Annotated in this window: 32 protein-coding genes; 2 read left to right on the forward strand and 30 right to left on the reverse strand. The window is 42.0% G+C overall.

The window, feature by feature from the left end; genetic code table 11:
• Positions 1–210: 210 nt before the first annotated feature.
• The 5 genes from HZA08_06680 to tatA form a co-directional block, all read right to left on the reverse strand.
• Positions 211–810 carry a molybdenum cofactor guanylyltransferase gene (locus HZA08_06680; GenBank protein ID MBI5193111.1) on the reverse strand — a complete coding sequence of 200 codons (600 nt, stop codon included), beginning with the start codon at positions 808–810 and terminating at the stop codon, positions 211–213.
• Between the two features lie 49 nt (positions 811–859).
• Positions 860–1,348 carry a MogA/MoaB family molybdenum cofactor biosynthesis protein gene (locus HZA08_06685; protein ID MBI5193112.1) on the reverse strand — a complete coding sequence of 163 codons (489 nt, stop codon included), beginning with the start codon at positions 1,346–1,348 and terminating at the stop codon, positions 860–862.
• A 133-nt stretch (positions 1,349–1,481) separates the two neighbouring features.
• Positions 1,482–1,994 (reverse strand): molybdopterin-guanine dinucleotide biosynthesis protein B, encoded by a 513-nt coding sequence (gene mobB, locus HZA08_06690; protein ID MBI5193113.1) that lies wholly within the window; start codon positions 1,992–1,994, stop codon positions 1,482–1,484.
• Positions 1,995–2,091: 97 nt separating this feature from the next.
• Positions 2,092–2,328, reverse strand: a complete 237-nt coding sequence (locus HZA08_06695) for a TatA/E family twin arginine-targeting protein translocase (GenBank protein MBI5193114.1) — start codon at positions 2,326–2,328, stop codon at positions 2,092–2,094.
• A gap of 21 nt (positions 2,329–2,349) precedes the next feature.
• Positions 2,350–2,526 (reverse strand): twin-arginine translocase TatA/TatE family subunit, encoded by a 177-nt coding sequence (tatA, locus tag HZA08_06700; GenBank protein ID MBI5193115.1) that lies wholly within the window; start codon positions 2,524–2,526, stop codon positions 2,350–2,352.
• A 180-nt stretch (positions 2,527–2,706) separates the two neighbouring features.
• Between tatA and HZA08_06705 the strand changes: the two genes are divergently transcribed.
• A complete protein-coding gene (locus HZA08_06705; GenBank protein ID MBI5193116.1) occupies positions 2,707–3,879 on the forward strand; it encodes an N-acetylmuramoyl-L-alanine amidase in 1,173 nt (390 codons plus the stop codon).
• 109 nt (positions 3,880–3,988) lie between these two features.
• On the opposite strand, the gene HZA08_06710 is transcribed toward HZA08_06705, so the two are convergent.
• Positions 3,989–5,416 (reverse strand): hypothetical protein, encoded by a 1,428-nt coding sequence (locus HZA08_06710; GenBank protein ID MBI5193117.1) that lies wholly within the window; start codon positions 5,414–5,416, stop codon positions 3,989–3,991.
• 42 nt (positions 5,417–5,458) lie between these two features.
• Positions 5,459–7,627: a hypothetical protein gene (locus tag HZA08_06715; GenBank protein ID MBI5193118.1), complete on the reverse strand. Its 2,169-nt coding sequence runs from the start codon at positions 7,625–7,627 to the stop codon at positions 5,459–5,461.
• A gap of 332 nt (positions 7,628–7,959) precedes the next feature.
• Here HZA08_06715 and HZA08_06720 point away from each other — a divergent pair, with 332 nt between their 5' ends.
• The gene (locus tag HZA08_06720) at positions 7,960–8,529 is read left to right on the forward strand and encodes a cob(I)yrinic acid a,c-diamide adenosyltransferase (GenBank protein MBI5193119.1); all 570 of its coding nucleotides are present in this window, start codon (positions 7,960–7,962) and stop codon (positions 8,527–8,529) included.
• 279 nt (positions 8,530–8,808) lie between these two features.
• On the opposite strand, the gene HZA08_06725 is transcribed toward HZA08_06720, so the two are convergent.
• From HZA08_06725 to rplE, 23 genes are all read right to left on the reverse strand, one after another.
• Positions 8,809–10,236, reverse strand: a complete 1,428-nt coding sequence (locus tag HZA08_06725) for a hypothetical protein (GenBank protein ID MBI5193120.1) — start codon at positions 10,234–10,236, stop codon at positions 8,809–8,811.
• A gap of 40 nt (positions 10,237–10,276) precedes the next feature.
• The gene (locus tag HZA08_06730; protein MBI5193121.1) at positions 10,277–12,595 is read right to left on the reverse strand and encodes a hypothetical protein; all 2,319 of its coding nucleotides are present in this window, start codon (positions 12,593–12,595) and stop codon (positions 10,277–10,279) included.
• A gap of 337 nt (positions 12,596–12,932) precedes the next feature.
• Positions 12,933–13,310, reverse strand: coding sequence for a fluoride efflux transporter CrcB (gene crcB / locus HZA08_06735; GenBank protein MBI5193122.1), 378 nt, complete (start codon positions 13,308–13,310; stop codon positions 12,933–12,935).
• 109 nt (positions 13,311–13,419) lie between these two features.
• Positions 13,420–15,048: a chaperonin GroEL gene (gene groL, locus HZA08_06740; GenBank protein MBI5193123.1), complete on the reverse strand. Its 1,629-nt coding sequence runs from the start codon at positions 15,046–15,048 to the stop codon at positions 13,420–13,422.
• Positions 15,049–15,104: 56 nt separating this feature from the next.
• Complete coding sequence (groES, locus tag HZA08_06745; GenBank protein ID MBI5193124.1) at positions 15,105–15,389, reverse strand: co-chaperone GroES; 285 nt, start codon at positions 15,387–15,389, stop codon at positions 15,105–15,107.
• Positions 15,390–15,583: 194 nt separating this feature from the next.
• Entirely contained in the window at positions 15,584–15,958 is a 375-nt protein-coding gene (gene rplQ, locus HZA08_06750) for a 50S ribosomal protein L17 (GenBank protein ID MBI5193125.1), read from the reverse strand.
• 5 nt (positions 15,959–15,963) lie between these two features.
• Positions 15,964–16,998: a DNA-directed RNA polymerase subunit alpha gene (locus HZA08_06755; protein MBI5193126.1), complete on the reverse strand. Its 1,035-nt coding sequence runs from the start codon at positions 16,996–16,998 to the stop codon at positions 15,964–15,966.
• Between the two features lie 68 nt (positions 16,999–17,066).
• A complete protein-coding gene (rpsD, locus tag HZA08_06760; protein MBI5193127.1) occupies positions 17,067–17,699 on the reverse strand; it encodes a 30S ribosomal protein S4 in 633 nt (210 codons plus the stop codon).
• A gap of 11 nt (positions 17,700–17,710) precedes the next feature.
• Complete coding sequence (rpsK, locus tag HZA08_06765) at positions 17,711–18,094, reverse strand: 30S ribosomal protein S11 (protein MBI5193128.1); 384 nt, start codon at positions 18,092–18,094, stop codon at positions 17,711–17,713.
• A 29-nt stretch (positions 18,095–18,123) separates the two neighbouring features.
• Complete coding sequence (rpsM, locus tag HZA08_06770) at positions 18,124–18,492, reverse strand: 30S ribosomal protein S13 (protein MBI5193129.1); 369 nt, start codon at positions 18,490–18,492, stop codon at positions 18,124–18,126.
• A gap of 98 nt (positions 18,493–18,590) precedes the next feature.
• Positions 18,591–18,704 (reverse strand): 50S ribosomal protein L36, encoded by a 114-nt coding sequence (gene rpmJ / locus HZA08_06775; protein MBI5193130.1) that lies wholly within the window; start codon positions 18,702–18,704, stop codon positions 18,591–18,593.
• Positions 18,705–18,782: 78 nt separating this feature from the next.
• A complete protein-coding gene (infA, locus tag HZA08_06780; GenBank protein ID MBI5193131.1) occupies positions 18,783–19,001 on the reverse strand; it encodes a translation initiation factor IF-1 in 219 nt (72 codons plus the stop codon).
• Between the two features lie 101 nt (positions 19,002–19,102).
• The gene (gene map / locus HZA08_06785) at positions 19,103–19,849 is read right to left on the reverse strand and encodes a type I methionyl aminopeptidase (protein ID MBI5193132.1); all 747 of its coding nucleotides are present in this window, start codon (positions 19,847–19,849) and stop codon (positions 19,103–19,105) included.
• A gap of 6 nt (positions 19,850–19,855) precedes the next feature.
• The gene (locus tag HZA08_06790) at positions 19,856–20,497 is read right to left on the reverse strand and encodes an adenylate kinase (GenBank protein MBI5193133.1); all 642 of its coding nucleotides are present in this window, start codon (positions 20,495–20,497) and stop codon (positions 19,856–19,858) included.
• 12 nt (positions 20,498–20,509) lie between these two features.
• A complete protein-coding gene (gene secY, locus HZA08_06795) occupies positions 20,510–21,823 on the reverse strand; it encodes a preprotein translocase subunit SecY (protein ID MBI5193134.1) in 1,314 nt (437 codons plus the stop codon).
• 1 nt (position 21,824) lies between these two features.
• Positions 21,825–22,265 carry a 50S ribosomal protein L15 gene (gene rplO / locus HZA08_06800; protein ID MBI5193135.1) on the reverse strand — a complete coding sequence of 147 codons (441 nt, stop codon included), beginning with the start codon at positions 22,263–22,265 and terminating at the stop codon, positions 21,825–21,827.
• A gap of 30 nt (positions 22,266–22,295) precedes the next feature.
• The gene (gene rpmD, locus HZA08_06805; GenBank protein ID MBI5193136.1) at positions 22,296–22,478 is read right to left on the reverse strand and encodes a 50S ribosomal protein L30; all 183 of its coding nucleotides are present in this window, start codon (positions 22,476–22,478) and stop codon (positions 22,296–22,298) included.
• Positions 22,475–22,987, reverse strand: coding sequence for a 30S ribosomal protein S5 (gene rpsE, locus HZA08_06810; GenBank protein ID MBI5193137.1), 513 nt, complete (start codon positions 22,985–22,987; stop codon positions 22,475–22,477). Before rpsE ends, rpmD begins: the two co-directional genes overlap by 4 nt.
• Positions 22,988–23,056: 69 nt before the next feature.
• Positions 23,057–23,404, reverse strand: a complete 348-nt coding sequence (gene rplR, locus HZA08_06815) for a 50S ribosomal protein L18 (protein MBI5193138.1) — start codon at positions 23,402–23,404, stop codon at positions 23,057–23,059.
• A gap of 29 nt (positions 23,405–23,433) precedes the next feature.
• On the reverse strand, positions 23,434–23,973 hold the full coding sequence (gene rplF, locus HZA08_06820; protein ID MBI5193139.1) for a 50S ribosomal protein L6: 540 nt from the start codon (positions 23,971–23,973) through the stop codon (positions 23,434–23,436).
• Positions 23,974–24,149: 176 nt separating this feature from the next.
• Positions 24,150–24,548: a 30S ribosomal protein S8 gene (rpsH, locus tag HZA08_06825; protein ID MBI5193140.1), complete on the reverse strand. Its 399-nt coding sequence runs from the start codon at positions 24,546–24,548 to the stop codon at positions 24,150–24,152.
• Between the two features lie 26 nt (positions 24,549–24,574).
• The gene (locus tag HZA08_06830; GenBank protein MBI5193141.1) at positions 24,575–24,760 is read right to left on the reverse strand and encodes a type Z 30S ribosomal protein S14; all 186 of its coding nucleotides are present in this window, start codon (positions 24,758–24,760) and stop codon (positions 24,575–24,577) included.
• 58 nt (positions 24,761–24,818) lie between these two features.
• Positions 24,819–25,358, reverse strand: coding sequence for a 50S ribosomal protein L5 (gene rplE / locus HZA08_06835; GenBank protein ID MBI5193142.1), 540 nt, complete (start codon positions 25,356–25,358; stop codon positions 24,819–24,821).
• Positions 25,359–25,381 lie beyond the last annotated feature (23 nt).

Below are 25,381 nucleotides of genomic sequence, written 5' to 3' on the forward strand. Positions count from 1 at the left end.
CCTCCCCCATTTAGCGTCGGGGAGGGAATAAACTTAGCACCCTCTCCCTCAGGGAGAGGGTCCGGGTGAGGGTGGGGGGTCAGTCTTTTCTTACTTCTTGCTTCTTGCTTCTAACTTCTTACTTCTTGCTTTCTTTGCTGCATAAGTGAATCTCCATAGCTCACCCTCCCCCTAACCCCCTCCCGTCAAGGGAGGGGGGATATTCACTATTCACTGTTCACTATTCACTGCCTTTAAATTCGCCTCTTGCCATTCTTCTAATGTATTCATATTAAATACAGTCTGCGCCCACACATCTTCCTGATTTAATCCGGTCATCTGAATCTTTTTTACAGTGAGTTCATCAGTCTCAGTAATAAACCTTGTTATATTCCTCTCTTTGTTTTCAATCCGTTTAATGATATACGGCATACATCTCTTACTGTATACTGCGTGAAGCGGATGCAGTCTTCCGCTGATCTCGGGGACTACTATATCATATTCCTGAGCCTCGTTTATAATAGCCGTGACTGGTGTGGAATGAAGAAATGGAAGGTCACATGATGCCGCAAATACCTTATCTGATTTTGCATAAAATAAACCAGTGTATATCCCACCCATCGGGCCGCTCTCCGGTATAAGGTCAACAACTTCATGATAACCGTAATCTGCAAATTTCCCCTTCTTGTCTGTTACAATAAGTATCTCATCAAATAAAGGCTCAAAGACATCGAGTATCCTGCGGAAAACCTTTTTCCCTCCTACAGACATAACTGCCTTATCCTGCCCCATCCTCCTGCTCTTCCCGCCGACTAAGATTATCCCTGTCATTTTTTTTGTTACACGTTAATGGTTATAAGTTATAAGTGTAAACAACCGTTTACCTGGCGCACTCTCCCTCATCCCCCTGCAGCTTCTCAATCACATGGGGAATGGTAGTCAGTATCACGTTCAACCCCTCCTTCACACCTTTCGGACTGCCCGGAAGGTTCACTATTAATGACCTGCCCCTTATCCCTACAAGGCCGCGTGATATTGCCGCCCTTATGGTCTTCTTGCACCCCTCTGCTCTCATAACCTCTGCAAGTCCCGGAATCTCCTTGTCCAATATATTCCTCGTAGCTTCCGGCGTAATATCTCTTGGGCTGACACCGGTTCCGCCTGTTGTTATTATCACATCAGCCTTCAGATTATCTGCAAAGTGCCTCAGCCGTTCTTCAATTATCTTCTGTTCATCAGGTATAACCTCATGCGTTATTACATCACCGGAAATCTCCTTCACCATCTCGCAAATCAGCCTGCCGCTCTCATCCTCCCTTTCTCCCCGGGAGCCTTTATCACTCATTGTTAATACAGCAACCTTTATCATAAGTTAATCCTCCTGTTTATATTCAAAAATCTCCATAGCCCACCCTCCCCCTACCCCCCTCCCGTCAAGGGAGGGGGAATAAAACTATGTACCCTCTCCCCTGGCGGGAGAGGGTCTGGGTGAGGGGGGATTTTCACGGTAAAAACGTCTTTTCTATAAAATCTGTTATAACTTCCGCATCATTTATGTCGAATACCGGTATTCCAACATTCGGAGAATCATCCGATGCCAGTGCTATAATTGACGGATCATTTATACATCTCAAATCTCCTGATATACCTTTTCTATACACCTCAATCTTTGGATACTTATCCTTTTTAAAACCTTCAACTATCAGGATGTTTGTATCTTTATAAATAAATCTTTCCGCCACCTCTTCTATTGTTAATTCATGGTCTGTATCCGACATCACGGCAAACTGCAGCGGCGATGCAAGTACAACTGTTTTTGCCCCTGCTGTTTTGTGTTTATAACTATCCTTTCCTTCTGAATCCATTGCAAACTCTTTATGGGTATGTTTAACAGTTGAGACATTATAACCCCGTTGTGCGAGCATGCTGATTACTTTAGTTATAAGTGTAGTCTTGCCGCTGTTTGATGTTCCAACAAAACAAAGGACTGGTATGGGCTGTTTATCTTTTTGCATCTGTCACCCCCCTCACCCTTACCCTCTCCCCTAAGGGGAGAGGGTAAGGGTGAGGGGTATTCGTTCCCTGCGGGGGTAAGGAGAGATTAAAAACTCTCTAATTTATCTTTTCTTCTTTATTGCCTTTTTTTGCTTCCTCAGTTGTTTGTTCAACCTCTTTGCCTGAATTCTCTATCTCCTTTGTGATGCTCTCTTTAAATTCATCTGATGCACTTTTAAAACTCCTGTACGCCTTACCTAACTCACGTCCTATCCTCGGCAAATCCTTTGGGCCAATAATAAGAAGTGCAAGTATCAGGATTACTATAAGCTCCGGTGTCCCTATTCCAAACATTTTTGCTTAAACACCTCTTACCTATTTATTAGTGTCTTTTTTTTCGTCTTCAATCTTTGTTGTATCGTTCATGCCCTTTTTAAAGCCGCTGACGGCTTTGCCGAGGCTTTCCCCGATTTGAGGAAGTTTTCCACCCCCAAATATGATAAGAACAATAACAAGGATTACTAATAGTTCCGGAAAACCTAATCCAAACATAGTAAATCTCCTTTCCCTGAAAAATACTTTTTACATATCTCAGGTAAACCGATAAAGTTGTGAATCCCTTTTTGTAATTTAGAACCTATTGTAAATCTTATGGATAATTGCCGTCAAGCAAATTATCTATATTCTATTTTTTTTGTTGACAATGAGATGCAATTAGGTTAATTATAAGACATGCTGAAGTACCCGAAAATTGTAGTGTTTTCAATATTATTCTCTTTATTTTTTTTACTTAATCATTCTCAGGCAAAATCTCCGGAAAGTTCCTCCGTTTTTTTAAATAACATCAACTACTCTCAGGAAACAGATTTTACAAGAATAACTATTGAGATCAGCAATCCGGCAGTCTATCATGAAAAATACCTTTCCAATCCTGACAGGATTTATTTAGACATCGAAAATACAAACCTTTCCGGAAATATAAGGCCAATACTGATTGACAATGGAGTCTTAAAACAGGTACGCACAGCCCAGCATGACAAAGACACTGCAAGGGTAGTATTGGAATTAACACGTCATGCGGATTATAATGTTACTGCATTAACCTCTCCTGACAGGCTGGCCATAGATATTTATAATGGGAAGCCGGTTAAGAAGGCCGTAAAAAAGGAAACAACCAAAACACAAAAATCATCTCATAACTTTGTTAAACATATAATAGTGATTGACCCCGGACACGGGGGTAAGGATCCGGGTGCTAAGGGTAAAAGCGGCCTGCAGGAAAAGGATATTGTGCTTGATGTCGGCCGCCGCGTAAAGAAACTTATTGAAGAAAAACTCGGCTCTGATGTAGTAATGACACGAGATGACGATGTATTCATTCCGCTAGGTGAGAGAACGGCAATTGCCAATAAAAAGGATGCTGACCTGTTCGTTTCTATTCACGTAAACTCAGCCCCAAGAGAAGGTGCAAGGGGTGTTGAAACCTACCTGCTCGGAAGGGCTACAGACAAGGATGCAATGGACCTGGCGGCACGCGAGAACAGCACTGCTGATAAATCATCATTAGATGACCTTCAGTTTATACTGACTGATTTAGTTACAACTGTAAAAAAGGATGAATCTTTCAGGCTTGCCCATTATATTCAGGAAAATTTGATAGATACTTTGGAACCACGGTATAACACCATGAATCTCGGTGTAAAGCAGGCGCCTTTTTATGTACTGGTTCACACAAAGATGCCGAGCATACTTGCAGAGATATCATTTGTCAGCAATCCTGAGGAAGAACGCCTTATGTATGAAGGTAAATACCGTCAGGAGATTGCAGAATCCATATTTGACGGCATCAAGGAATATCTTGATGCCACGCCATTATTAGCCTTTCCAAAAGAAGCCCGGAAATAAAACTATTTGATAAAATGAGGCCGTCATTCCCACTTTCGCCCACTTTAGTAGGAATGACATTTGTTTTCTTGCCTCTTACTTCTAACATCTAACTTCTTATTTCTATTCACTACTTACTTGGTTTTATAAGCTGTTGTACACACATATTTGCCTGTCTGGTTGCTTCTTCCTTCAAACCGAGTTGATCAGTTGTATCAGCCACTATCCTGAAATACCTGATTGCACTCCCGCAATCACCGGAATCCCTGTACCTCTGTGCGAGTTCCAATTGTATTGCAAGCCTCTCATCTCCTGTTGCAACATTTTCTACACTTTGCAGATGAGTCATGGCATTATTTTGATGCTGTAGGCTAACCTTTTTTGCATCTATAATGATTGCATCTTTCACATCCGGGCTTGCGGCTAAAGCAGCTGCGGCCTCAGCATTCTTTATTACCATCCTTGCATTTGTATCTTCACTCTGTGCAGCTCTTACAGCAGAACTTACCTGAGGATTAGCAGAGTTGGCAAGGTCTACCGGTAATATAAAAAGCTGGACACCAGGGGCATGAACTTCTGAGGCCCCTGAACGGGTTATTAACTCCACATTAGTGTTAATAGTAGCACCCACATTAACATTAAAACTGCCTTGTTGAAGTACAATAACGCCATTAGAAAGACCACCTGCGTTCAGTGCATTCTGAAGATTTTCATAAGGAAATACAAAAGAGCCGGTCTGTATCCACCATGCAAATGGGGCGTTACGGTTCACATAAATTGGCATCCTAGTGTAAAGCCTGGCCCTGTCAGTATCCCCCTGTGAACTCATCCTGTCCATCTGACATGGCGAGATGCGGCGCTGCGGTTCACTTGTATGGTACGACATAATATTGTTAAATGTCATGTTCACCTGATCCTGCTGTGTTGCATTTAAATTGGCATAAGTCGTACCAAAATTGTTCTGTGCTATCTGATCCTTAGTCCATCCCGTATTATCCGTGAGGGTATCCGTGCATTCGTCCTGGTTAGTGCAGCATGGCTCATGTGTATGCATGAGGTTAAAGCTGTGCCCCATCTCATGGAGGATGCATGACGGTGTATTGCCGCACCACTGGTTCATCAGGATCATATTATTATTTGGCGGAAAGTCACTGCAGGCGCTGCTGGTTCCGCCGTTTATATAGATATTTAATGCATCGGTCCGCCAGTGATAAGTCGCTGGGCTGGCAATTGCCGCATTCCTGAGATTGCCGAGCTGTCCGCATGCATCTGCGCTATACCATTGGCTCAATCCTGACAGGTCTACAAACTCAATAGTATCAATACCGTATTCAGTAATCACCTCCCGAAGAATTGAGTCCCCCTGGTTTATTTCATTCCAGATTTCCGCATCCGTATTCAGATTCCCGAATCCAGGACGGTTACCATTAACATCAAGTATAAACTTCACGGAAATCCTAAGCGGCACTGCTGCCATTGAAGTATAGGCAACGGCTATTAAGGAAAGGCAGACCATGACGGTCAAAACATATTTCTGTATTTTTCTTGTTGATAACATTTGTTATTTACCTCCTTTCTCTCAAAAAGGGGAAAAGCCTGATTATTGTAATGAAACCAATACCAGTACAAGTCCCTTCCCTTCAGTCAATGTTGACATTGCCTTTCCTATTATTGCACCCTGTGCCTTATTATAATCTGTGACCTTCATGGCATGTCCGGGGGTATCTGATGTTGTTAACAGGTCTCCCGGTTTTACAGCCCCGTAAGATGCGTCAACATAAGTATAGACACGGCCGGTTAAAGCCACAGGAGCAGAGTTTTTCTCCGTTATCCCCTGTTTTTCCATTACAACTCCGGGGTCAAGCCCGTTCGCACCGCTGATGACACCTGCAACAGTCTGGTCATATCTTTTATCCGCAACCCTGAGTTCTCCCGGATGTTCAACATCAATCGCCATGACCATTCCCGGCCTGATTGCATCATTGTCCTTAATATTAAACGGCTCTGCAAGGTCTGCACCACCTGTGATATGAAGGGCACCTACGTAAAGATGCATATATAAGCCTGAACCGGGATTGTATAATGCAACATTTGTTATTGCACTATTTAGACTCCCTATCTGCACATCGCTTCCCCATCCATCACCGCCTATATATGCCTGCTCATTGCCTCCTCCATCTACCCTCATAAAAGATCCGGCCACATGTAATTTCTGTGCAGGAGCAGATGTCCCTATACCGACGTTTCCACCGGTATTTAAGAAAATCCTATTAAATCCCTTAACTTCTAATGCATCATCCTGACCGGTCATCTCTCCAATTGCAACATAATCCCCATCACCGAAGCGTATCCTCTTTTCAACTGTAGTATCTACTGCATAAGCCCCAACCCTGATGCTGCCGCCGTTGCTAGCTGAGCTTTTTACGTTTAAATTTGAATCAGGATATGTATTTGCACCAACGCTTAACATCCCTTTATGATATGCATTTCCTGCAGCATCAAAGGAGTGGGCCATGCTTGCATTATCAATACTTGAACAGTTTCCGCCGCCGCAGGAGTCTCCCCAGATAGAAAATTTGTCAACAGCATCATCAAGGATATAAAGCCTGAGATCTGAATCTGTACCTACAGTGTTTGTAGGCAGTAAAAATGCTGCATCATTATACATAAATCCGGGAGCCAGAGTTGTTCCGCCTGTTGGGGTAAATCCACCCTGAAAGAATATCCGGCCATTAACATCCAATGTATCACGAGGTGTTATCGTTCCGACACCGACCCTCGAATCGGAAACAGTTAGTACATCATTGATCCCGCCGCCGAGTATCAACCTATTGGTACCTCCATGTGAGCGAATTCTTACATCACCGGCTCCGCCGCCGGCCGTTGCAATTCCTATTTTTAACCTGTAAAGGCTATCACCAATCTTTAAGTCTCCCTCTGTGTTGGTAAGATCCCAGAAGCCGCCTGCAATATGAAGAAAGGTATCCGGTGTAACACCAAGTCCGATACGGCTGATATTTAGTGCCGCCAATGATGAAATGTCCGTACCGGTTATTGAGCCATCAGCAATGGCTGCTGAATCAATGGCGCCGGGAAGGATGTGGTTACTTTGTATTGCACTATTGCTTATCTGACCTGGCCCTACTGCTGCCGGGGCAATCTTTGTACTGTCTACTGCATTAGCAGCAATCTTTGCAGTAGTTACCGCATTGTCGGCAATCATTGCGGCAGTAACCTTAGTAAGGGCCGGGCTTGTTGAATTTGTAGGGCCGTCAATTACAAGGCCACCTGAATCCTTTGTAGTTACGGAAACATACTGTGCAACTGTAACACCGTTATTTACTGTATCGCCTATCATAAGCCTTATCTTTGTATTTGCCGCCACATTAGGCGGGGTAAGTGCAGAAACAGTATATGTCAGTGTCTGCCCTGTTGCAGGAAGACCTGTTATTGATATACCCCCTGCCCCTATATTAGCCGTTTCTATCAGTTTTGCGTTTCCTAAGTTAAAATTGGCAGGGAATTTTGCCTCTATCTTCTTTATTGCACCGGCAGTACCTGTATTAAATGCAATAGTATAGTATCCTTTTGCATATATAATATTGTTTGACGGCATTGCCTGTACAGATGTCAGCGGGGCCAACGGTACAATATCTACAACAGCAGTATCCGGTGCCACCTCCTGTGCCATAACCCGATCAGCAGAAAATGTGAACGCTGAAAAAGCAATTAATGAAATTGACAATGTTTTAAGTAATTTGTGATTCATATATTTTCCTCCTCCTCTCTTAAAACCATAAGTTGTTAAAGAATACCGGTTGATACAAGTTGTTTTTTTAATAGGGACATCACCTCCTTGTAAAAATTATTTTTAAAACCGACCAATAAGACGCAAACATCAATGCGATGGTGTCTCGTTATTCTTAACCTAATAAAAAGATTGTCTCCTCACAGGCAGGCAAAGGGATTATTACGTTTCATATTCATATCAAATTTCATTGTTTAAATCAAGAACTTTTTTGTCTGATTTTTTATAAAATGTAAGCCCAAAAATAAGCATTTGCTTTTCCTGTCATATTATGTTATTTCATAATACCAAATATGGAGAACAATCAGAAACTAAAAGTATTTGAACCAAAACAAAAGACCGGCATTGTGGTTGTCATAACCGGAGACGGAAAAGGAAAGACTACGTCTGCATTTGGAATGGCCTTACGGGCGGCAGGCCATAACATGAAGGTCTGCATAATTCAGTTCATAAAAGGGGACATGTACTCCGGCGAGATAGACGGGGTAAAGAGGCTTGCCCCTGATGTAGAACTTCATCTTACAGGAAAAGGGTTCGTCGGAATAATGGGCAATCCTCATTCCCATGAAGAACATAGGGCAAATGCACAGGAAGCAATATTACTTGCACACGACAAGATGTTATCAGGAAAATTTGATGTAACTATCCTTGATGAGATAAATAATGCACTGAAGCTTGAACTGGTTGACCTTTCACAGATAACAGAGTTGATTGATGTTAAACCTTACTCTATGCATCTCATTCTCACAGGCAGGGATGCCCACCCTGAGGTAATAAAACGTGCACACACTGTCACTGAAATGAAAGATGTAAAACACGCATTAAGTCAGGGAATAGAGCCACAAAAAGGGATTGATTTCTGATAATCATTTAAAAATAACAAGAGATATCATTTGTCGGCAATCCTGAGGAAGAACGCCTTATGTAGGAAGGTAAATACCGTCAGGAGATTGCAGAATCCATATTTGACGGCATCGAGGAATATCTTGAGGCCATACCATTATTAGCCTCTCCAAAAGAAGCCCGGAAATAAAACTATTTGATAAAATGAGGCTGTCATTCCCACTTTCGCCCACTTTAGTAGGAATGACATTTGTTTTCTTGCCTCTTACTTCTAACATCTAACTTCTTATTTCTATTCACTACTTACTTGGTTTTATAAGCTGTTGTACACACATATTTGCCTGACGGGTTGCTTCTTCCTTCAAACCAGGTTGATCAGTTGTATCAGCCACTATCCTGAAATACCTGATTGCACTCCCGCAATCACCGGAATCCCTGTGCCGCTGGGCGAGTTCCAATTGTATTGCAAGTTTTTCATCTCCAGTTGCAACATTTTCTGCATTTTGCAGATGCGTCATGGCATTAATGAGATGCTGTGCACTCACCTTTTGTGCGTCTATAATGATTGCACCTTTAGCTTCAGGAGTTGCAGCTAAAGAAGCTGCTGGCTCAGCATTCTTAATGACCATCCTAGCACTTGTATCCTCACTCTGGGCTGCACTTACCGCCGCACTTACCTGAGGATTACTGGAATTTGCTAAATCTACAGGTAAGGTATAAAGCTGGACGCCGGGGGCATAAACTGCTGAAGGCCCGGAACGGGTTATAATCTCAACATTGGTATTAATAGTCGCTCCCAGGTTAACGTTAAAACTACCCTGTTGTAATACAAACGCCATACTTGAATAACCGCCTGCGTTCAGTGCATTCTGGAAATTTTCATAGGGGAATACAAAGGATCCGTCCTGTATCAACCATGCCCAGGGGGCAAAACGATTTACATAAATCGGTATCCTTGTGTAAAGCCTCCACCTGTCAGCATACCCCTGTGAACTCACCCTGTCCATCTGACAAGGAGAGATGCGGCGCTGGGGTTCATCAGTATGGTATGACATTATATTGTTATACGTCATATTCACCTGGTCCTGCTGTCCCGCTGTCAGATTGGCAAACGTTGTACCAAAGTTATTCTGTGACATCTGATCTTTAGTCCATCCTGAATTATCAGATAGAGTATCACTGCATCCGTCGCTCCCGCCGCCTTCATGCGTGTGCATGAGATTGAGGCTGTGCCCCATCTCATGAAGGGTACATGAGGGTGTATTACCGCACCATTGATTCATAAGTATCATATTATTATTAGGAGGAAAATCACTGATAGCAGAACTTGTTCCACCGTTGATATAGATATTTAATGCATCAGTTCGCCAGTGGTAAGTTACAGGATCAGCTATTGCAGCATTCCTGACCGCATCTCTTCCTGCTGTTGTAGCAGCACTTGTACTATACCATTGACTCAATCCCGACAGGTCTACAAACTCAACCGTATCAATGCTGTATTCAGTAAGAACCTCCCGCAGTATTGAAACCCCCTGATTTATTTCATTCCATATTTCCGTATCCGTATTCATGTTCCCGGCTGCAGGGCGGTTACCGTTTGCATCAAGTATGAACTTGACGGAAATCCTGAGCGGTATTGCGGCCATTGCAGTATATGAAGTTGCAACAAAGAAAAGGCAAACCAGCACGGGCAATATTGATATTAGTAATCTTCTCGTTGATAACATCTGTTTTTACCTCCTTTCTCTCAGCAAGGAAAAAGCCTGATTATTGTAATGAAACCAATACCAGTACAAGTCCCTTCCCTTCAGTCAATGTTGACATTGCCTTTCCTATTATCGCACCCTGTGCCTTATTATAATCTGTGACCTTCATGGCATGTCCGGGGGTATCTGATGTTGTTAAAAGGTCTCCCGGTTTTACCACCCCGTAAGATGCATCAACATAAGTATAGACACGGCCGGTTAAAGCAACGGGTGCTGAGTTTTTGTCCGTCATCCCATCTTTTACCATAACAACTCCGGGGTTAAGCCCGTTTGCACCGCTTATGACACCTGCAACAGTGTGGTCATAGCTTCTATCTGCAATCCTGAGTTCTCCAGGATGTTCTACATCAATGGCCATTACCATTCCAGGCATTATTGCATCATTGTCTTTAACATCGAAAGGTTCAGCAATGTCTGCCCCTCCGATTATCCTGATTGCACCAACCTCAATAACGGGTTCCAAAGTATCTCCACCGCCTGGAGAATCCCTGAAGTGGAATGTGTTATTGCTGTAATAAATCTGGTCTTCTGAAAATCCCGGATGACCAAAGGATATTACATTCCCTCCCTGTACCTCAGGCCTGGCAGGATATGAATTCGGGAAGAATAACCCTCCCTGTGATGTATCTAAATATATTCCAGTCCTGGCCTTTATATCCATCGCATCATCTTTTCCTACCTGTTCTCCAATTGCTACATAATCCCCGTCACCGAAACGTATCCTTTTTTCAACTGACGTATCTACCGCATTTCCTCCCACTCTAATTGAACCATAATTATTAAACATATATTTTACATTAAGCGTAGAGTCAGGGGCTGTTTCACCAATACCGACATTACCATTCCTTGTGATGGTGAGAAGGTCACCGTTTACCTCTGTCCAGAATCTTGCACTGCCGTCAGGATTGTACCAGACATATCTGTCGCCGGCAGCTACTAAACTGGGCCATGATGTTAGGCTACGTTTTACAAAAGATAACTCAGCCATACTACCGCTTGCAACAACTCTGCCGGTTGCCGGAGATACCCCGAATAGCCCCACATTTAACGCACCAGAGACTACTCCTGAGAGAGTAAGACCATTTGCATAAAGATTCATATAATTTCCACTGGTTGCGTTATATAATGCAACATTAGTGACGCCTAAGTTCAGGCTGCCTAACTGAACATCACTGCCTGCACCATCTCCGCCCAGATATGCCTGCTCACCTCCAGCTCCGTCCACTCTCAGAAATGCCCCTGCTACGTGTAGTTTTTGTGATGGGGAAGTTGTGCCAATACCAACATTGCCGCTCACCGCTAACGACCCTAATGTACCTACCCCGGTTATATTTGGATAACTCCCGGCAGCTAAGTCAACATTACTTATCCCGGCATCAGCTATATCTGTAGAATCAACACATCCGGTACATACAACATCAGAAGCAGTACCGCCTGTATTATCAATTCCATCTGCAAAGCCGGCAGGTACGCTTTTCAGCTTTGTCCAGTCCACCGGATTAGTTACCGTGTTAATAGTTCCCGCTGTATTTAACTCTGCCTCTGTAAAATATCTACCATCATGGTCAGCACTAAGCTTATGTGCATCTAATTCAGCCTGTGTGGCAGGATCAAATGCTAAATCAGCAATACTAACCTGTCCATCAAGGATGTGGTTACTTTGTATTGCACCATTGCTTATCTGACCTGGCCCCACTGCTGCCGGAGCAATCTTTGTTCCATCTACTGCATTGGCAGCAATCTTTGCAGTAGTTACTGCATTGTCGGCTATCATTGCGGCAGTAACCTTAGTAAGGGCCGGATTTGTTGATGTATTAGGTCCATCAATTACAAGACCCCCTGAATCCTTCGTTGTTACGGAAACTGACTGTGCAACTGTAACACCGTTATTTATTATATCGCCTATCATAAGCCGTATCTTTGTTCCTGCCGGTACATTCGGCGGGGTAAGTGCAGAAATAGTATACGTCAGTGTTTGCCCGGTTGCCGGTAGACCTGATATTAATATGCCCCCTGCCCCTATATTAGCCGTTTCTATCAGTTTTGCGTTTCCTAAGTTAAAATTGGCAGGGAATGTTGCTTCTATCTTCTTTATTGCACCGGCCGTAGCTGTATTTAATGCAATAGTATAGTATCCTTTTGTATATATAATATTGTTTGACGGAACTGCCTGTACCGATGTAAGCGGGGCCAACGGAAGAATATCTACAACAGCGGCATCCGGAGCAGCCTCCTGTGCAATGACACGATCAGCAGAAAATGTGAAAGCTGAAAAAGCAATTAATGAAATTGACAATGTTTTAATTAAAGTGTGCTTCATATATTTATCTCCTCCTCTCTCAGAACCATAAGTTGTTAAAGAAACCCTGTTGAAACAAGTTGCCTTTTTAATAGAGACATCACCTCCTCAAAAAGAATTATTTTGAAAACTGAACAATCAGACACAAACAGGACATGTAATCGTCTCGTTGCACTAAACCTAATAAAAAGGATTGTCTCCTCACAGGCAGGCAAAGGGGTTATTACGTTTCATATTCATATCAAATTTCATTGTTTAAATCAAGAACTTTTTTGTCTGATTTTTTATAAATTTCCAGCCCAAAATCAGCATTTGCTTTTTCTGTCATATTGCAATTCCAACTTAATTCACCAATGTCTTATATCAGTTGCCTTGCCGCTAACACACCGAACCAGGTAAATAAGATGCATGCAACAAAATTGGCAGTGCCGTTTATTATGGCAAGGAAAATCTTTCCGTCCTGAAGTAGTCTGAATGTTTCATAGCTAAGGGCTGATAGGGTTGACAGACCTCCGAGGAATCCTACAGTTATACCCACACGCAGGTCAAAGGATATAACCTCTGTAAGAATTCCGTATTCCATGACAAGACCTATTATAAAAGCACTTACTATGTTTACTGCAAATGTACCATAAGGAAAATTCCTCCCAAGTATATGATATACCCATCCGGACAGGTAATAACGTGATACACAGCCAAGTGCACCGAAGATTATAATGTATAAAACTACTCGCATTTTAATGCAACAATAATAACCAAAACCTTCATAAAAAACAATAAAAAAAGCCCTCCGGAAATTTCCTATCCGGAGGGCTTCTATACTTAAAGAAGTTATTTTGTTTTAATTAATACATTCCGCCCATTCCTCCGCCGCCCGGCATTGGAGGCATTTCCTTCTTATCTTCAGGAAGTTCAGTTATCATAACCTCTGTTGTCAGCATAAGTGAGGCCACTGATGCTGCATGAAGAAGGGCGATCCTTGTAACCTTTGTAGGGTCAATGATACCGGCCTTTAACATATCAACATACTCTTCCTTTGCCGCATCAAATCCGGCAGTACCCTTTTCGCGTTTTACACGCTCAACAACTACTGAACCTTCAAGACCTGCATTGTTTGCGATCTGTCTGATAGGCTCTTCAAGCGCCCTCTTTATAATATCAATACCGATCTGCTGATCTCCATTCATCTTAACTTTATCAAGGCATGATAACGCACGGAGTAAGGCAACTCCGCCGCCCGGTACAATACCCTCTTCAACAGCCGCCTTTGTGGCATGAAGTGCATCTTCAACCCTTGCCTTCTTTTCTTTCATCTCTGTCTCAGTTGATGCACCTACGTTTATAACAGCAACTCCGCCTACCATCTTTGCAAGCCTTTCCTGGAGTTTTTCCCTGTCATAATCAGAGGTAGTCTCTTCAACCTGAGCCTTTATCTGCTTCACACGACCCTGTATCTTATCATGTGCACCTGCACCTTCAACAATTGTTGTGTTGTCCTTGTCAATTGTTATGCGCTTCGCACGGCCCAGGTCAGAAATCTTCACGTTCTCAAGTTTGAGACCTAAATCCTCAGAAATAACCTGTCCGCCGGTTAGAATAGAGATATCCTCTAACATTGCCTTTCTCCTGTCTCCAAAACCAGGTGCCTTTACAGCGGAAACATTCAAAGTACCTCTGAGCTTATTCACAACTAATGTTGCAAGGGCCTCTCCTTCAACATCCTCAGAGATAATTAGAAGCGGCCTTCCCATCTTTGCAATCTGCTCTAATACAGGAAGAAGGTCTTTCATGGAGCTGATCTTCTTTTCGTATATAAGGATGAATACATCCTCAAGGATAGCCTCCATCCTTTCGGCATCTGTTACAAAATATGGTGAAATGTAACCGCGGTCAAACTGCATACCTTCAACAACATCAAGGGATGTTGCCATAGTCTTTGCCTCTTCTACAGTTATGACGCCGTCTTTTCCGACCTTCTCCATCGCCTCTGCAATAAGGTCTCCAATGGTATTGTCATTATTTGCAGATATTGTCCCAATCTGGGCAATCTCAGAGCGGTCCTGACATGGCTTGCTCATCTTCTTGATCTCATCAATAACAAGCTCAACCGCCTTATCAATACCCCTTTTGATCTCCATTGAGTTTGCACCTGCAGAGACATTCTTTACACCTTCCCTGAAGATTGCCTGGGCAAGGACAGTTGCAGTTGTTGTGCCGTCACCGGCAACATCACTTGTCTTACTTGCCACCTCTTTTACTAACTGTGCCCCCATGTTCTCCCATGGATCTTTCAGTTCGATCTCTTTTGCCACTGTAACACCATCTTTAGTAATGGTTGGGGCTCCAAATTTTCTATCGAGTAAGGCATTACGCCCCTTCGGTCCGAGGGTTGCCTTTACTGCATCAGCAAGCTGATTAACCCCCCTCAGGATAGAGGCCCTTGCCTCATCACTAAATTGTATTTGTTTTGCCATTCAACATTCCTCCTTTATGAAATTTTAATTAGATATATACGATTTGAAAACAAGAACTAACTTCCAAGAATGCCGAGGATGTCCTCTTCTTTTAGAATCAGAAAATCATTCCCGTCTATATTAATCTTAGAACCGGAATACTTATCAAAGAGTACAGTGTCTCCTACTTTAACCTCTTTTACTTCACTCCCGACTGCCTCAACCTTTCCCTTCTGCGGTTTTTCCTTTGCAGTGTCAGGTAAATAAATTCCGCCTGCAGTCTTATCAGACTCTTCAGCAAAACTAACGAATACCCTCTCTTTTAAAGGTCTAAACTTAGTAGATGTAACGGCTTGTCCCATTCTTCCCCCCTCCTTTCTAATTGTCTGTTTTTAAAGGTTAGTATAATTATTACTTTTCTCCGATTAATCGCGGCCGCTTTTTTTCGGAAGAAAAGTACAGAAAAATTTATAACCACTTATGCTTAAAAGGCAAGTACCCAAATCCCAATTCTATGTATCGAATCTATTTGATCGCAGGTACTCATTTCGAATTTTTATTTGGTCTCTTTCGTACCGGCGTCAACTAATTCAACTATTGCCATAGGAGCAGAATCACCGAGTCTTCTTCTTGTGCGTATTATCCTGAAATATCCTCCTGCCCTGTCCAGAAGCCTCGGAGCAATACTATCAAATAATTTGGTCACGACAGTTTCACTCTTCACATAAGCAAGGACAAGTCTCCTGTCATGAAGAGTCCCGCTTTTCCCTTTGGTTATGATCTTCTCTGCAATAGGCTTAACCATTTTCGCCTTTGTTACAGTAGTCTCAATCTTTCCATGTTCAAGGAGGGATGTGACCAGATTTCTAAATAAAGACAACCTGTGCTTAGTGTCTCTTCCTAATTGTTTACCTGCTTTTTTGTGTCTCATTCTTTTTACCCTTCATCATTTTTGTTTAATTCATCTATCTTCATCCCAAAGGTTAATCCCATGCTGTGTAACAACAGCTTTATTTCATTAAGGGACTTCCTTCCAAAATTCTTTGTGTCAAGCATATCAGCCTCTGTCTTTTGAACAAGGTCTGATATAGTAAATATCCTGGCATTTTTAAGACAATTGGCAGAACGTACAGAAAGCTCAAGCTCTTCTACACTTTTAAGAAGATTTTTATTTATCTCTTCAGCGCTCTTTACTGCTATTTCTGAGGGGTCAGTAACAATAATCTCTACATCATCATCGTCATCCTCTTCTTCATCATATTCTTCACACTCTTCAGTTGTGATAAATATCGCCATGTGGTCTTTCAAAATTCTTGCAGCCTGAGATACCGCATCATCAGGTTTTATACTGCCGTCCGTCCATACATCCAGAATAAGTCGGTCATAGTCCGTCTGACCTCCGACACGTGTGTTTTCAACGCGAAAATTTACCCTCTGAACAGGAGAGAATATTGAGTCTATCGGAATCACTCCTATAGGCATACCATCTTCCTTATTATTCTCAGCTACAACATACCCTCTCCCCAGTTTTACTGCCATCTCAATCTCAAGTTTTGCATCTTTTTCAAGAGTAGCAATTAGAAGGTCAGGGCTTAAGATATCTACATCTGCATCATGAATAATATCCTTGCCGAGAACAGTGCACGGTCCCTTCTTCTGAATATAAATAGTCTTGGGTTTTTCAGAATATAATTTTACCCTTAATGTTTTTATATTAAGTATTATGTCTGTTACATCTTCCTTAACTCCAGGAATTGTAGAAAACTCGTGAGGTACCCCTTCAATCTTTATAGATGTGACGGCAGCCCCGACAATAGATGAAATGAGTATTCTCCTTATAGAGTTCCCGATTGTTGCCCCGAATCCCCGTTCAAAAGGTTCAGCAACAAATCTGCCATAAGTATTAGTAATTGTTGACTCATCAAACTCTAACTTCTTTGGAATCTGAAAATCTTTCGTCTTTACTATCATATATTCCCCCTCAAACATAGTAATGACAGTTAATTATATAAAACCTAATATATATATCACTGTAAAATTTACTTAGAATAGAGCTCAACTATAAGTTGTTCATTAATAGGCAGAGGTATTTCTTCCCTAGTCGGCAGACTGATTATCTTTGCTCTATAATTTTCTTTCTCAACTTCTAACCATGTTGGTATAATCTTACTTCCTATACACTCTATCGCATCTTTAAATCTTACATCTTCCCTGCTCTTTTCACGGATTTCTATTACATCACCATCACTAACTAAAAATGACGGGAGATTTACTTTTCTTCCATTCACGATAAAATGTCCATGCCTGAGTAATTGTCTTGCCTCTCTCCGTGACTGGACAAAACCTGATTTATAAATAACATTATCCAATCTTCTTTCGAGCATCTGAAGGAGGACTTCTCCGGTAATCCCTTTAGTCTTTGCAGATTTCTCAAAGTATCCCCTGAACTGTCTTTCCAGAACTCCGTATATGTGCCTGACCTTCTGTTTCTCCCTGAGCTGTATAGAGTAATCAGTCGGCTTCCCTCCTTTGCCTGACTGACCGTGCTGTCCAGGCGGATATCCCCTCCGGTCAAATGCACATTTCTCAGTTAAGCATCGTGTGCCTTTCAGGAATAGCTTTATTCCATCTCTTCTGCATAATCTGCAGACTGGTCCTGTATATCTTGCCAATTAAATCCCCCCTACACCCTTCTTCTCTTTGGCGGCCTGCAGCCATTATGAGGAATTGGTGTCACATCTTTTATTGCGTTAATCTTTAAACCAGCCGCCTGAAGTGCCCTGATTGCTGATTCCCTTCCTGCCCCTGGCCCTTTTACCATAACATCAACCTGGCGAAGTCCGTGTTCCATACCCTTCTTTGCCGCTGATTCTGCAGCCTTTTGTGCAGCAAATGGGGTACTTTTTCTGGATCCCTTAAAACCCTCTGACCCTGAACTGCACCAAACTACAACATTCCCGTTCATATCAGTGATAGTCACAATAGTGTTATTAAATGACGCCTGAACATGGGCAACGCCTACCTGTATATTCTTTTTCTCTTTCTTTTTTTGTGTCTTTTTAGCCATCAGTTACCTCATTATTTAAAGCAGTAAAATTACTTTTTCTTTGATCCTATTGCACGTCTCGGACCCTTTCTTGTTCTTGCATTGGTCTTGGTACGCTGTCCTCTTGCCGGAAGAGAACGGCGGTGCCTTGAGCCTCTGTAACTTCCTATATCCATAAGACGCTTAATACTCATTGAAACTTTACGGCGAAGGTCACCTTCAACCGAACAGACCTTGTCAATGAACTCTCTTATCCTGCCGAGTTCCTCATCAGTAAGATCCTTTATCTTGGTATTCAAATCTACACTAGTACCTGTAAGAATCTTTTTTGCAGTACTGCGGCCTATGCCAAAAATATAAGTCAAGCCAACCTCTGCTCTCTTGTTCCCCGGTAAATCTACGCCTTCTATCCTTGCCAATTTACTTACCTCCCTGATTCATCTGCATCTATTTCAACCGAAAATAACCCCATCCCCACCCTGCCCCTCCCCTTGAAGGGGAGGGAAATAATGGGGGGCTATCCCTGTCTTTGTTTATGACGTGTGTTTTCGCACAAAACACGCAGAACGCCTCTCCTTCTGATAATCTTACACTTTAAACACATCTTTTTAACCGATGACCTGACTTTCATTTTGTATTCCTTCCTATATCCTTACCTGTTCTTACTTCTATCTTATTGCTTCTAACTTCTGCTCACTTTTAGCTGTCTTTACTTAAATCTATACGTTATCCTGCCCCTTGATAAATCATACGGAGATAATTCTATTGTCACCTTGTCACCGGGTAATATTTTTATAAAGTGCATCCTCATCTTCCCCGATATATGTGCCAACACTTTATGACCATTCTCCAGTTCCACCATGAACATAGCATTGGGCAATGTTTCAATTATCGTACCCTGAACTTCAATCGGTTCTTCTTTGCCCATATTTTTATTTTCCCTGTTGTTCTTACTATCAGGGTACAGTATTTCTGCAAGTCCCCAATTTTCAATTATCAATTCTTAATTCTCAATTGTTTTTTGCTGCATTATAACATAGTCAGAATCAAAGGGCTATCCCCTATAATAGCAACTGTATGTTCAAAGTGGGCAGAAAGACTTTTATCTTTTGTTACCGCAGTCCACCCATTGTCAAGGACATTCAGGTCACTCAACCCAATATTCACCATCGGCTCTATGGCCAGTACCATTCCGTTTTTTAGCCTCGGCCCTTTCCCACGTTCACCGTAGTTTGGAACTGGGGGGTCTTCATGTAATGACCTTCCGATTCCATGACCGACATATTCTCTTACAACCGAATAACCGGCATTCTCAACATAATCCTGTACAGCACAGGATATGTCGGATACCCTGTTGCCCGGTATTGCCTTATCTATTGCCTTATATAAGGACTCCTCTGTAATTCTCAGGAGTTTCTCTGCATCTTCGCTGATTTTACCGACAGGGACTGATAGAGCCGCATCACCATAATATCCATCACGAATAACACCTATATCTATACTGACTATATCCCCTTCTTCGATCATCCTTCCGGATGGTATCCCATGTACAATCTCTTCATTAACAGATATGCAGGCTGTGCTTGGAAACCCTCTATATCCTTTAAATGCGGGGATTCCGCCCTTTTTTCTGATAAGTTCTTCTGCTATCCGGTCTATATCCCTTGTTCTTATTCCATCAATTACCCTTATTTTTAATTCTTCCAGTACTTCTGCAACTATCCTGCATGATACCTTTATCTTATCAATTTCCCGTGATGACTTTAGTATTATCATTTGAGGTTACTGAACAGCAGCACAGATATTGTCAAAAACTATGTCAATATCATCACTTGCATCAACCTTTTTCAGTAATCCTTTTTCTGAATAATATGTTACGAGTGGTTCAGTCTTTTCCCTGTATACCCTTAGCCTTTCACGAATTGTCTCTTCTTTATCATCATTCCGTTGGATAAGCCTGCCGCCGCAATTATCACACACACCCTCTTTTTGGGAGGGGCTGAAAAATATATGGAATGTAGTCTGACATGCCTCACAGCTTCTCCTGCCGCTGAGCCTTTTTACTACTTCACCTTCATCTACATCAAGATTTAAGACATGCCCGACTGGAGTATTTATTCTCTGCAGCATTGAATCAAGTGCATTAGCCTGCTGAAGTGTCCTTGGAAAACCATCCAGTATCCACCCTGTACTGCAGTCTTTTGCTTTTAATCTCTCTTCTACAATTCCTATAACAACTTCATCAGGAACGAGCTGACCGGCGTCCATAAAAGATCTGGCCTTCAAACCAAGATCCGTACCATTCTTAATTGCGTCCCTCAGCATATCTCCTGTTGATATTTTGGGGATATTAAATTTTCCTGTAAGTTTATTAGCCTGTGTCCCTTTTCCGGCTCCCGGGGCACCCAACAAAATTAGTCTCATTATAAATCCCTTTTAGGCCCCTACACCTTTTAACTTTCCCTTTTTCAGGAAACCGTCATAGTTTCTGTTTATCATGTGTGTCTCTATTTGCTGGGCAGTTTCCATTGCTACTACAATTACTATCAACACAGAAGTTCCACCCAGATAAAATGGTACCTTTGTGTATGATATTAATAATTCCGGAAATACAGATATTGCCGTTAGATAAACTGCCCCAACAAAAGTAATGCGGGACATCACCTTGTAGATATAATCAGAGGTTCTCTGTCCAGGCCTGATGCCCGGTATAAACCCGCCGTATTTTTTCATGTTGTCTGCAATATCCACCGGATTCAAAACCACTGCTGTATAAAAATAACAGAAGAATATTATTAATGTCCCATATAAAAATGTATGCAAAAAAGACCCGGGGCCGAACTGTGTTGCTATTGCATTTACCCATGGAATCGCTATAAACCCTGCAATTGTTGCAGGAAATGCAAGCAATGATGATGCAAATATCGGGGGTATAACCCCTGATGTATTAAGCTTCAGAGGTATATGTGTACTCTGTCCTCCATAAACTTTTCTACCCACCACTCTCTTTGCATATTGAACAGGGATTTTTCGCTTTGCACTTTCTATGTACACTACTACAGCAACTATTAAGAGTACCATTGCTATTATAACAATAAGTAATAATGCACCTATTTGTCCTGATTTGAATAATTGAAATGTATTAATAAATGCCCGGGGAATCCCTACAATAATACCGGCAAATATTATAATTGAAATGCCGTTACCTATACCTCTCTCAGTAATCTGTTCTCCGAGCCACATAACAAATATAGTTCCGGTTGTAAGAGTTAAGGCCGTCATTATACGGAATGCCCATCCTGGTGATGAAACAAACATACCGTTTTGCATACCTTCAAGCCCAATAGCAATTCCGAATGACTGAATAAGGCTTATGCCGACTGTGCTGTAACGTGTATATTGTGTAATCTTTTTGTGACCGCTCTCTCCTTCTTTTGCAAGGGCCGCAAGACTTGGTATTACAACAGTAAGCAATTGGAATATAATAGATGCCGAAATGTACGGCATAATACCCAATGCAAAAATAGATAGTTTTGACAAGGCACCGCCGGAGAATATATCGAAGAAGCCCATCAACGCCCCGCCCTTTTCCCTAAGAAAAGTGCTTAATGCCGCTCCATCAATACCTGGAGTCGGAGTATGAGCACCAAGACGGTAGATGGCCAGAAGGCCAAAGGTAAAGAGTATCCTGTTTCTTAGCTCCGGAATCCTGAAGATATTCTGTAAATTAGTGATTAGACGATCAAACAACTCAAATTACCTCTAACGAGCCTCCAGCCTGCTTAATCTTTTCTTCAGCACTTTTGCTGAATTTATTTGCCTTAATGACCAGAGACTTTTGTAACTCTCCGTCACAGAGGATCTTTACTCCTGACCTTCTCTTTATTATTCCCTTTTCTTTTAATGACTCAGGGGTTACAACGTCGCCTGTATTAAAATGTTTATCTATCAGTCCAAGATTGACAACCTGATAAACAGTCTTGAATGGATTCGTAAACCCTCTCTTAGGAATTATTCTTTGTAAAGGCATCTGCCCGCCCTCAAAACCTGGTGTGGTACTTCCGCCGCTCCTAGCAAGCTGTCCCTTGTGACCTTTACAAGCTGTTTTTCCATGACCGGAACCTGGTCCACGGCCGACTATCTTTTTCCTTTTTCTTGCCCCTTTTGGGGACCTTAACTCATTAAGCTTCATTATCTCCCTCTCAAGTTACTATCGCTAATACTACAGTGCCTTAACTGTAACAAGATGTCTTATCTTATGTACCATGCCCCTTGTTTCAGGGGTATCCTGTCTTATAACTGTATGTCCAATCTTTCTCAGACCCAACCCGACCACTACTCTTCTATGTTTCTCAGGAGTACCTATCTCGCTTTTTAACTGCGTTATAGCAATCATTTTCATCATGCACCTTCCTCTGCCGATATTTCCTCAGCCTTATATTCCCTGGCTTTAAGTACGTCTTCAGGAACACGAAGCAACATCAGTCCCTCAACAGTTGCACGCACTACATTAAACGGGTTCCCGCTGCCCAAAGACTTGCATAATACATTCTGAACACCGGCTACCTCCATCATAGCCCTCACCGGTCCGCCTGCAATAACTCCGGTACCGGATGATGCCGGTTTTATAATTATTGTTTCAGCCCCAAAATGTCCTACAACTTCATGAGGGATAGTTGTACTTCTGAGTGGAAATCTGATAAGGTTTTTCTTTGCATGTTCTGTGGCTTTTCTTATTGCCTCCGGCACTTCTGCGGCCTTTCCTTTGCCGAAGCCGATACAACCATTCTCATCTCCGACAACAACAAGCGCACTGAAACTAAACCTTCTGCCGCCCTTAACCACCTTAGCCACCCGGTTTATATATACTACCTTATCTCTTAATGTAAGCTCATCCGGATTAATCTTCCTCAAAACTACCTCCCCATCATTAGAATTTTCATGGAAATTCCTAATGAAATTTCTAATTTCAAATTTAAAAAATTAAAACTCAAGCCCGTTTTCCCTTGCACCATCAGCTAATGACTTTATATTTCCATGGTATTTATAACCGCAACGATCAAAGGAAACCTTGCTGATCCCTTTATCTAAAGCCCGTTTTGCTATAAGACCCCCGACCTGTTTGGATATTTCACAGTTTACACTCTTTGCATTCAAATCCTTTTCCAGAGATGATGCACTCACAAGAGTATGCCCGTTAAGGTCATCAATAATTTGTGCGTAAATATATTTGTTACTTTTAAAAACACTGAAGCGTGGACGTTCTGCTGTCCCACTAATCTTTTTTCTGATCCTCCTGCGTCTTTTATCTCGTAATTCTACCTTACCCAAAACATCTCCCCCTATTCACTATTGCGGATTTACTTTCCGGTCTTACCTTCCTTCTTTACAATACGTTCTTCCTTATACTTAATCCCCTTACCCTTATATGGTTCCGGCTCTCTGAGGCTTCTGAGATTTGATGCAACAAGGCCTATCATCTCTTTATCAATCCCTTTTAGGGTAACCACAGTATTTTTTTCTATTACAGCATCAACACCATCCGGCAGAGGATAATTTACCTGATGCGAAAAACCAAGATTAAGCAAAAGGTTTCTGCCCTGCAACTGAACCTTGTATCCGACCCCGTTTATCTCTAAGGTTTTTTCAAATCCTTTGTTTACACCCTCTATCATATTGGAGATTAGTGTCCTTGTTAGTCCATGCAATGCGCCTGCATCTCTATTTGTACTGGAATGTGTAACATGGATAGTACCGTCCTCTTTTTTAATCTCAAACTCCGGCCTGAAAGTCTTCTGTAAACTCCCCTTTGGCCCTTTAACGGTAACATTATTCCCATCAATATTTACATCAACAATGCCCTTTGGAAACTCTATTATCTTTTTACCTATCCTTGACATATATTATTTATCCTCTTCTTCCCATGCACTCGAATATAACCCCATCCCCGCCCTAACCCTCCCCTTGAAGGGGAGGGAATAAACTTAGCACCCTCTCCCTCAGGGAGAGGGTCCGGGTGAGGGTGGGGTTTTCATTTTCCTTTGTGAACCCTCGGTTCATGTGGGTTCTTCCGAAATCACCACAAATGACAAAGTAGTTCTCCACCGACATTAGCGCGTTTTGCCTCCCTGTCAGTGAGCAGTCCTTTTGAGGTAGATATAATTGAAATCCCTATACCACCCATTACCTTAGGTATAGATTCCTTATTAACATATACCCTGCGTCCGGGTGTACTCACCCTTTTAATGCCTGTAATAGTTGGAATATCATCATTACTGTATTTTAAATATAAGCAGATGCTTTTCTCAACCCCTTCACCGGTTACCTTGTAGTCTGTAACGAAACCACTCTCTTTAAGAATCCTTGCCATTTCAACCTTCATATTGGACAGAGGTATTTCTACTGATGAATGTTTCTGCATATTCGCATTTCTTATCCTTGTCAGCATATCTGCTATAGGATCCGTCATTACCATGTTCTTTGCTCCTTAAAAATTATCTATTACCAGCTTGATTTTATAACTCCGGGAATATCACCCTTCAGGCTAAGTCCCCTGAAACATATACGACACATCTGAAATTTCCTCAGATAGCCCCTCGGTCTCCCGCATAAACCACAACGATTATATTTACGCGACGAAAACTTAGGTTCTAACTTTGCCTTTGCAATTAAAGACTTCTTTGCCACAATTCCTCCATTTTTTTTAGTTATTAATGAACATTCACTATTCACTATTCACTATTCACTAGTTCCTAAACGGCATCCCCATGTGTTTCAACAATGCCTTTCCCTCCTGGTCGGTCTTGGCATTTGTTACAATTGAAATATCTAATCCATGAACAAAGGTCACGGTATCATATTTTATCTCAGGAAATATAATCTGCTCTTTAATACCAAGTGTATAATTTCCCCTTCCGTCAAAGGCATTTCCATTTATACCACGGAAGTCTCTTATTCTCGGAAGGGCAATACTTATTAGCCTGTCAAGGAATTCATACATTATGTTTCCTCTGAGAGTTACCTTGCATCCTATAGGCATTCCTGCACGAAGTTTGAAGGTGGCGATTGACTTCTTTGCCTTTGTTATTACAGGGCTCTGTCCTGAAATCTGTTTTAACTCGTTAACAATGGTATCCAGAATTTTTACATTCTGAACAGCCTCTCCAACACCGACATTAATAATTACCTTTTTAACACACGGCGTCTCCATAGGATTCTGATAGGCAAAATCACGGATTAACGCAGGTTGAATCTCCTTCAAATATCTTTCTTTTAACCTTGGCATTTTAATATTTTCCTGTGTCATTT

The sequence above is a fragment of the Nitrospirota bacterium genome, from assembly GCA_016212215.1.
GTDB lineage: Bacteria > Nitrospirota > 9FT-COMBO-42-15 > HDB-SIOI813 > HDB-SIOI813 > JACRGV01.

Excerpts from the sequence above, each read along its gene's own strand:
- HZA08_06695 (MBI5193114.1), bottom strand. The coding sequence starts at position 2,328 with ATGTTTGGAATAGGGACACCGGAGCTTATAGTAATCCTGATACTTGCA.
- rpsH (MBI5193140.1), bottom strand. The coding sequence starts at position 24,548 with ATGGTAATGACGGATCCTATAGCAGATATGCTGACAAGGATAAGAAAT.
- groES (MBI5193124.1), bottom strand. The coding sequence starts at position 15,389 with ATGGGACAAGCCGTTACATCTACTAAGTTTAGACCTTTAAAAGAGAGG.
- HZA08_06790 (MBI5193133.1), bottom strand. The coding sequence starts at position 20,497 with ATGAGACTAATTTTGTTGGGTGCCCCGGGAGCCGGAAAAGGGACACAG.
- HZA08_06705 (MBI5193116.1), top strand. The coding sequence starts at position 2,707 with ATGCTGAAGTACCCGAAAATTGTAGTGTTTTCAATATTATTCTCTTTA.
- rplO (MBI5193135.1), bottom strand. The coding sequence starts at position 22,265 with ATGAAGCTTAATGAGTTAAGGTCCCCAAAAGGGGCAAGAAAAAGGAAA.
- HZA08_06725 (MBI5193120.1), bottom strand. The coding sequence starts at position 10,236 with ATGTTATCAACGAGAAGATTACTAATATCAATATTGCCCGTGCTGGTT.
- mobB (MBI5193113.1), bottom strand. The coding sequence starts at position 1,994 with ATGCAAAAAGATAAACAGCCCATACCAGTCCTTTGTTTTGTTGGAACA.
- HZA08_06720 (MBI5193119.1), top strand. The coding sequence starts at position 7,960 with ATGGAGAACAATCAGAAACTAAAAGTATTTGAACCAAAACAAAAGACC.
- HZA08_06680 (MBI5193111.1), bottom strand. The coding sequence starts at position 810 with ATGACAGGGATAATCTTAGTCGGCGGGAAGAGCAGGAGGATGGGGCAG.
- crcB (MBI5193122.1), bottom strand. The coding sequence starts at position 13,310 with ATGCGAGTAGTTTTATACATTATAATCTTCGGTGCACTTGGCTGTGTA.
- infA (MBI5193131.1), bottom strand. The coding sequence starts at position 19,001 with ATGGGCAAAGAAGAACCGATTGAAGTTCAGGGTACGATAATTGAAACA.
- rpmJ (MBI5193130.1), bottom strand. The coding sequence starts at position 18,704 with ATGAAAGTCAGGTCATCGGTTAAAAAGATGTGTTTAAAGTGTAAGATT.
- groL (MBI5193123.1), bottom strand. The coding sequence starts at position 15,048 with ATGGCAAAACAAATACAATTTAGTGATGAGGCAAGGGCCTCTATCCTG.
- HZA08_06755 (MBI5193126.1), bottom strand. The coding sequence starts at position 16,998 with ATGATAGTAAAGACGAAAGATTTTCAGATTCCAAAGAAGTTAGAGTTT.
- HZA08_06710 (MBI5193117.1), bottom strand. The coding sequence starts at position 5,416 with ATGTTATCAACAAGAAAAATACAGAAATATGTTTTGACCGTCATGGTC.
- HZA08_06730 (MBI5193121.1), bottom strand. The coding sequence starts at position 12,595 with ATGAAGCACACTTTAATTAAAACATTGTCAATTTCATTAATTGCTTTT.
- tatA (MBI5193115.1), bottom strand. The coding sequence starts at position 2,526 with ATGTTTGGATTAGGTTTTCCGGAACTATTAGTAATCCTTGTTATTGTT.
- HZA08_06685 (MBI5193112.1), bottom strand. The coding sequence starts at position 1,348 with ATGATAAAGGTTGCTGTATTAACAATGAGTGATAAAGGCTCCCGGGGA.
- HZA08_06715 (MBI5193118.1), bottom strand. The coding sequence starts at position 7,627 with ATGAATCACAAATTACTTAAAACATTGTCAATTTCATTAATTGCTTTT.
- map (MBI5193132.1), bottom strand. The coding sequence starts at position 19,849 with ATGATAATACTAAAGTCATCACGGGAAATTGATAAGATAAAGGTATCA.
- rpsK (MBI5193128.1), bottom strand. The coding sequence starts at position 18,094 with ATGGCTAAAAAGACACAAAAAAAGAAAGAGAAAAAGAATATACAGGTA.
- rplQ (MBI5193125.1), bottom strand. The coding sequence starts at position 15,958 with ATGAGACACAAAAAAGCAGGTAAACAATTAGGAAGAGACACTAAGCAC.
- rplF (MBI5193139.1), bottom strand. The coding sequence starts at position 23,973 with ATGTCAAGGATAGGTAAAAAGATAATAGAGTTTCCAAAGGGCATTGTT.
- rplE (MBI5193142.1), bottom strand. The coding sequence starts at position 25,358 with ATGCCAAGGTTAAAAGAAAGATATTTGAAGGAGATTCAACCTGCGTTA.
- rpmD (MBI5193136.1), bottom strand. The coding sequence starts at position 22,478 with ATGATGAAAATGATTGCTATAACGCAGTTAAAAAGCGAGATAGGTACT.